We start from the raw sequence: 6223 nt of genomic DNA on the forward strand, positions 1-6223 counted from the left end.
AGAGACCGGATGATTAGTTTCTGAAATTTTTGAGATCTTCTTGGAGAAGCAGTTTAAAATATGCTTTGAAGTGATTTGGAGTGCTCGTGAGTATAAAGCCTAGTCCTTATAGTAAATAAATTCAAATTAAGCTGTACTTTTGCGCCCGCAAATAATACGTCTCATGAAGCGAATAAACGAATACAAGAAACTCTTTGGTGTTGAAAAGGAAATCGACTTAACGATCTTAAAAAAGACTTACCGAGATTTAGTAAAGCAGTGGCATCCTGATAAATTTCAAGATGGGGATGCTTTGAAAGTAGAAGCAGAAGTTCAAAGCCGTCGAGTAATTGATGGATATCATTTTTTGGTAAGTATAGCTCCAGAAACTTTAGCAGCAAATTTGGAAGCTTATAATGAGACTATTAATGAAGGTATAGCAGATTATCATCACAAAGGCTTGGTACTTGAAATCACTTTTGTAGATGGATCGACTTACGAATACTTTGGTGTCACACCACCTATTTATCAGAAAATGATCAATAGTGATAAGCTAACTCGTTTTTTCAAACGAACGATTTATTCAAATTACGTATATCGGAAAACTAAGAAAAGTTTGGAGCCGGCATAAGTCCAGTTAAATTAATACTTGTTGATTTAGCTTCGGTTACTTCGAGTTTAGAGAACTTGATATGAATTGAAGAAAACCTCTCTTAGGGAAATATAAGGGAGGTTTTCTGTTTTGTGATCAACTTTGTTTATAAAACGGAATGCAGGTTCTTAAAGATGTATTAAAATTCGAATAGTAGATGTATTACAAGCGGCTTCCTAGCCAAATTGTGTGCTAGTTTGTGATGCTTTAGCTTCCCTGTACATTCTTCGAGTAAATAGTTTGAGATTTCAGGTAGATTAAGATCGATAATTTTCTTAAGGGAAATTAGCGATGCAATCCGATAGTTAGAAGGTAGTAGGCAAAGACTTAGCTCATGAAGAAGTGAGTATTATTAGCGCGTCAATCTGATTGATTCGAAATATTTACCTTCGATCCCTTGGTTTTCTATGGGCTTATCGCAAATTTCACGCTTCAAAAAGTCAAGTGTAACAGATAAGATCGCACATCAAATGAAGATGGATGTACTTCTAGGTCTCCAGTGGGGAGACGAAGGAAAAGGAAAAATAGTAGACGTATTAGCGCCTGAATATGAAATCGTAGCCCGTTTCCAAGGAGGTCCGAATGCTGGGCATACCTTAGAATTTGACGGAATAAAGCACGTTTTGCATCAGATCCCTTCAGGGATATTTCGCTCACAGATACTCAATATTATTGGAAATGGTGTCGTTCTTGATCCAATCGTCCTCAAGAGGGAGATTGACGGATTGGGGAAATTCTCTATTGATTACATGAAAAATCTTGTAATCTCTAAGAAGGCGACGATTATCATTCCGACACATAAATTGTTAGATGCAGCTTCAGAGCAAGCTAAAGGCGACAAGAAAATTGGATCTACTTTAAAAGGAATCGGTCCCACCTATCAGGATAAGATAGGTAGAACCGCACTTAGAGTAGGTGATATTTTGAGTCCTGATTTCAGGGAGAAATATGAATCACTTGTTGCCAAACATAAAACTACACTCTCTTTCTACAACCATCCTCTGGATGCTTTAGGAGAAATGGAAGAACAATTCTTCTCTGCAGTAGAATTTTTCAAGACATTGAATTTGATCGACAGCGAATATGTGGTAAATGAAGCGCTGGATTCTAATAAAAGAATTCTTGCAGAAGGAGCCCAAGGGTCTCTTTTGGATGTTGATTTTGGCAGTTATCCGTACGTAACAAGTAGCAGCACAATGGCTGCGGGCGCTTGTACGGGATTAGGAGTTGCTCCTTCTAAAATTGGAGAAGTATTCGGGATTTTCAAAGCCTACTGCACCCGTGTCGGGAGTGGGCCATTTCCAACTGAGCTATTTGATCAGGATGGAGAGGACATGAGAAAAGAAGGAAACGAATTTGGAAGCACAACTGGTCGCCCAAGAAGATGCGGTTGGTTGGACTTACCAGCACTTCGATATTCGATTATGATTAATGGGGTCACACAACTGTTTATGATGAAAGGGGATGTTTTGAATATCTTCAAGGAAATCAAGGTGTGTACACATTACGAACTTCCTTCGGGTGAAAGAATTGACAAATTGAGCTTTGAGATTACGGAGCAGGAAGTGATTCCTGTTTACAAAACTCTTAAAGGCTGGAATTGCTCTTTGGAGAACATGAATTCCTATGAGGAGTTCCCAGCTGAGCTGAGAGCTTATGTGGAATATTTGGAAATTGAATTAAATGTTCCGATCAAACTTGTTTCTGTAGGCCCAGATCGTACACAAACAATACTGCGTTAAACAAATTGATATATTAGTAGAAGCCCTTGATTATTTTAATCTAGGGCTTTTTTATTTCTAGAGATTTATGCTGAATTTCAGCTTTCCCTAAATAAACCTACCTAAAAATTGAGATTTTTAATCCTCTTAACGGCACTTTATTTTGTGTCATTTAGCACCTATTCTCAGGTAGGTTTTCCTTACTGCGAAACTTTTGCAGATCAGGGATCAGTTAGTTCCAAAACTGTTTTTGGGGGGAGTGCAACATTAGTGGATGGAGTACTTCGGTTGACTGATGCGCAGAGAGAGCAAAATGGGTACGTATATATAGATATTCCATTTTCGCCATCATATGGTATAAAAGCGTCCTTTGAATACTTCATGTATGGAGGTAGTGGAGCCGATGGGCTTACCGTATTTCTTTTTGATGCAGATGTGCAGAATTTCAGGCCAGGAGGATTTGGTGGAGCATTAGGATATACGCAGAGAGACAATATGCCTGGAATGACTGGCGGTTATTTAGGAATTGGTTTCGATGCTTTTGGGAATTATAGTAATTCTAATGAAGGTAAAATTGGAGGCTTCTCTGGGTCTCCAAATGGAAGATATCCAAACAGTATTTCGATAAGGAAAAATGGGGCAGGTCTCAGTGGCTATCAGTTTGTCGATGGTAAAATGACCTTGGATCCACCATCAGGCTCACTTGGTTTGTCACTTGATGTTCAATATCAGTTTCCATTGAGTTCGGGAGGGGCGGGTACTACCAGAGTTACTGACCCTGCTAAACCAGGCTATCGCAAAGTTTTTATGGAATTGGAGCCTAACCCGTCAGGGGTCGGGTATATTTTGAAAATGGAAATGGTGGTCACCACAGTAACGAATGAACCAAGAACTATCACTATTTTTCCAGGCATTCCATTTCCGTATGTTGCATCAAAGAATTTGAAAATAGGCTTTGCAGCTTCCACAGGCGGAGAAACAAATATCCATGAAATAAGGAATTTGCAAGTGGAGGTATCTAATGATGAGGGATTGGAAAATCCTTCAGGAGTGGATTTTTTTGATTTTGCTTCCTGCGAAGGGCAGGAGAATACATACTTCATAACAGATGAAGAAGTGATTCTCCCAAATGAGAACAGTGAGATTCGTTGTTTGCAATTTTATGCATCATTTAGTGATATAGAGGAGGAAAGTGATGACATCTGTACTCAGGGAAAATGTCGTGAAGAAAATAGAGAATTAATATTGCCACAAGGCACTTTTAGAGCAGGCACAAATGCGGGAGACTTTACTTTTTTTCCAAATGAGGGATTTACCGATCAAAATGTCACTGTTTACTATACCATCACGGATACCTATGGTAAAAGCTCCACTGGAAATGCAATGACTTTGAAAATTATAGAATCCCCTGAGCCTGTACGTATTTTTGAAGAAGGAAATTCTGACTCAATTGAGGAAATAAGATTATGTGGAGGAGAAGCTGTGAGGTTGATTTCTAAAGGAGGGGAGATCTACGAACGTTACGAATGGTATAAGGATGATAAACTCATCCTTGGGGCTGAGTCAAATGAACTCTCCGTAAATGCTGTCGGAGATTATTTGGTCAAAGCATACAATCGAAAGAATTGCCCGGCTATTTCAAATTCGATTTTGGTGAGCTTTCCTGAATTTCCAGACTTTGACATAATTTCACCAGTAGTAGCTTGTACTCCTGATCAGTCAGTGGATGTGACTGAAAGTATTTCCAATTACGATCCGGTGAGGTATGATTATAAGTTGACTGGAGCAGGAAAAATCTATTTGGATGATGAAATGAAAGAGGTTTCTTCATCAGGAGCGTATGAAATTCAGATTAAGCATGCGGATTTGGATTGTTATTCTTCCCCTGAACCACTTCAGATTGTAATTCCGGAGGAAAAACTATTGGCAGATTTCGATTTTGAAATTCAAGGTACTGGTGTAAAAGGAGAGGATGATGGAGGCTTTTTTCCAGACGATGTGTTTCAGTTTAGAGATTTATCCCCAAATGGAGCTCAGAGCTGGAGCTGGGATTTTGGGGATGGCTCAAGTTCTACAGATAAAAACCCAACACAAAGTTATGGGAAGAAGGGTGATTTCGATGTTGCGCTTACGTTTACTAACATGTGGGGTTGTGAAGCTACTTTGGTTAAAAGAGTTTCAATTATCCGAAGTTATAGAGTCATGTTTCCTACCGGCTTCACTCCTTTAGATAATGAAAATCAATTTTTCGTTCCGAAATCCAAAGGACTAGTTTCGGCGCAACTTTTAATTTTCAATACTTGGGGAAATTTGATTTTTGAATCGGATGATATAAACTCCGCTGGCTGGGATGGGAAGCTAGAGGGAAAGCTACTTGATGCAGGATTTTATGTGTATAGATATAATGGAGTAGCCACCGATGGAGAAAAAGTTACGAAGGCAGGTAAATTCAAATTGATTAGATGATGCGGAGATACTTTGTTTTTGTATTCCTTTTACTTTCTGCTTCTCAAGCTTTCAGTCAAGATGTGCAGTATTCTCAATTTTATGCCAATCCTTTTTATCTTAATCCAGCGCTAGCTGGAAGTACAGGATTAACTAGGGTGGGAGTTAACTTCCGAAATCAATGGCCGGCTTTAGATCAAAGTTTCGTTGCCTATAGCGCGTATGCAGATCACTTTTCTGAAAAGTATAATTCTGGTTTAGGGATAATAGTTTCTGGAGCTAGAGAATCATTCAATCAAAGTAGGACAGATGAGATAGGATTGGTGTATAGCTACAGGTTGCAGCTTGGGGAAAAGCGTTTTCTTCACGTTGGAACCCAAGGAAGTTTAATCTCAAGAGATGTTCTTTTCGACCAATTGATATTAGGAACACAGTTAGATATAGATAAAGGTGTAATTATAGGTGAGCCTGGTATAGGTTTTTCTGGGGATAGCAAACTGCGAGCAATAGACATGAATGCAGGACTCCTATATTATGAAGATAAATTTTGGTTTGGTTTCTCGGCGTTCCATTTGTTAAAACCTCAGATCAGCTATTTGGAATTAAATTCAAATAGACTGCCAATCAAATATTCAGTACAAGGAGGGGTGCGTTTTAATCTGGCGCCGGGGAATATCAATGATTACTTTAATAACACGGATCAAGAAAGGTCATTAGCATTTGCTTTTAATTACAAAACCCAAGGAGTATTTGACCAGCTAGATGTTGGAGCAGAGTTTTATTTTGAGCCATTGATCCTTGGTCTTTGGTATAGAGGTCTCCCTACTAAGTATAATTTACCTAATAACGAATCTTTGATTGGTTTGATCGGAATTGAATTAGACGCTGGTTTAGACTTTGGGTATAGCTTTGATTATTCTATTTCAAAGCTTGGACAGCAGGTTTCTGGTGGTGCGCATGAAGTTTCTGTGAGGTATGTTTTTTCTTCTCAAAACCCCCGTGAAAAGCATTATCCCGCCCTCCCTACCTTTAGATACTAAGTTTTTGCATGTTGACATGGTATATTGGTTCAAGGAAATCGTTTAATACGGAATGTACCTATAGAATTTATGTGTTGATGGGCTTTTAATCACTTCAAAACCTTTATCAGTTATAGTCAGAGAGTTAGGTAGAATCTCTAAGTATTTTAATGTTTTGCCTTGTCTCTAAAATAAAAAGGTAGATATTTGCACTCCCAAACGAGGCGAACGGCAGCGAAAAGGGATGAGGGAAAATCCTCAAAAAGAATTGAAAAATTAAAATTTGTGAAGCGTTTGGAAGTCAGCAATGATCTCTTACCTTTGCGCTCCCTTCAGCAAGGAAGGGGGATAAAAGCGGCGAGAGTTTAGGTTCTCAAAAACTTTTAAAATAAAAACTGCGAATGGTA

Annotated in this window: 4 protein-coding genes; all 4 read left to right on the plus strand. The window is 38.7% G+C overall.

Annotated elements, in window-relative coordinates; all coding sequences use genetic code 11:
• Positions 1 to 163: 163 nt before the first annotated feature.
• Positions 164 to 610 (plus strand): KTSC domain-containing protein, encoded by a 447-nt coding sequence (locus BVH02_RS07140; RefSeq protein ID WP_086500656.1) that lies wholly within the window; start codon positions 164 to 166, stop codon positions 608 to 610.
• Positions 611 to 1101: 491 nt separating this feature from the next.
• Entirely contained in the window at positions 1102 to 2373 is a 1272-nt protein-coding gene (locus tag BVH02_RS07145) for an adenylosuccinate synthase (protein ID WP_086500692.1), read from the plus strand.
• Between the two features lie 108 nt (positions 2374 to 2481).
• Positions 2482 to 4818, plus strand: coding sequence for a PKD domain-containing protein (locus BVH02_RS07150; protein ID WP_086500657.1), 2337 nt, complete (start codon positions 2482 to 2484; stop codon positions 4816 to 4818).
• Positions 4818 to 5837, plus strand: coding sequence for a PorP/SprF family type IX secretion system membrane protein (locus tag BVH02_RS07155; protein WP_317045419.1), 1020 nt, complete (start codon positions 4818 to 4820; stop codon positions 5835 to 5837). The genes BVH02_RS07150 and BVH02_RS07155 overlap by 1 nt, the downstream gene beginning before the upstream one ends.
• Positions 5838 to 6223: the final 386 nt, after the last annotated feature.

The organism is Algoriphagus ratkowskyi (genome assembly GCF_002150505.1).
In the GTDB taxonomy this organism is placed as follows: Bacteria; Bacteroidota; Bacteroidia; order Cytophagales; family Cyclobacteriaceae; genus Algoriphagus; species Algoriphagus ratkowskyi.

Coding starts and splice junctions, on each gene's coding strand:
- BVH02_RS07145 (WP_086500692.1), top strand. CDS start 1,102: ATGAAGATGGATGTACTTCTAGGTCTCCAGTGGGGAGACGAAGGAAAA.
- BVH02_RS07155 (WP_317045419.1), top strand. CDS start 4,818: ATGCGGAGATACTTTGTTTTTGTATTCCTTTTACTTTCTGCTTCTCAA.
- BVH02_RS07140 (WP_086500656.1), top strand. CDS start 164: ATGAAGCGAATAAACGAATACAAGAAACTCTTTGGTGTTGAAAAGGAA.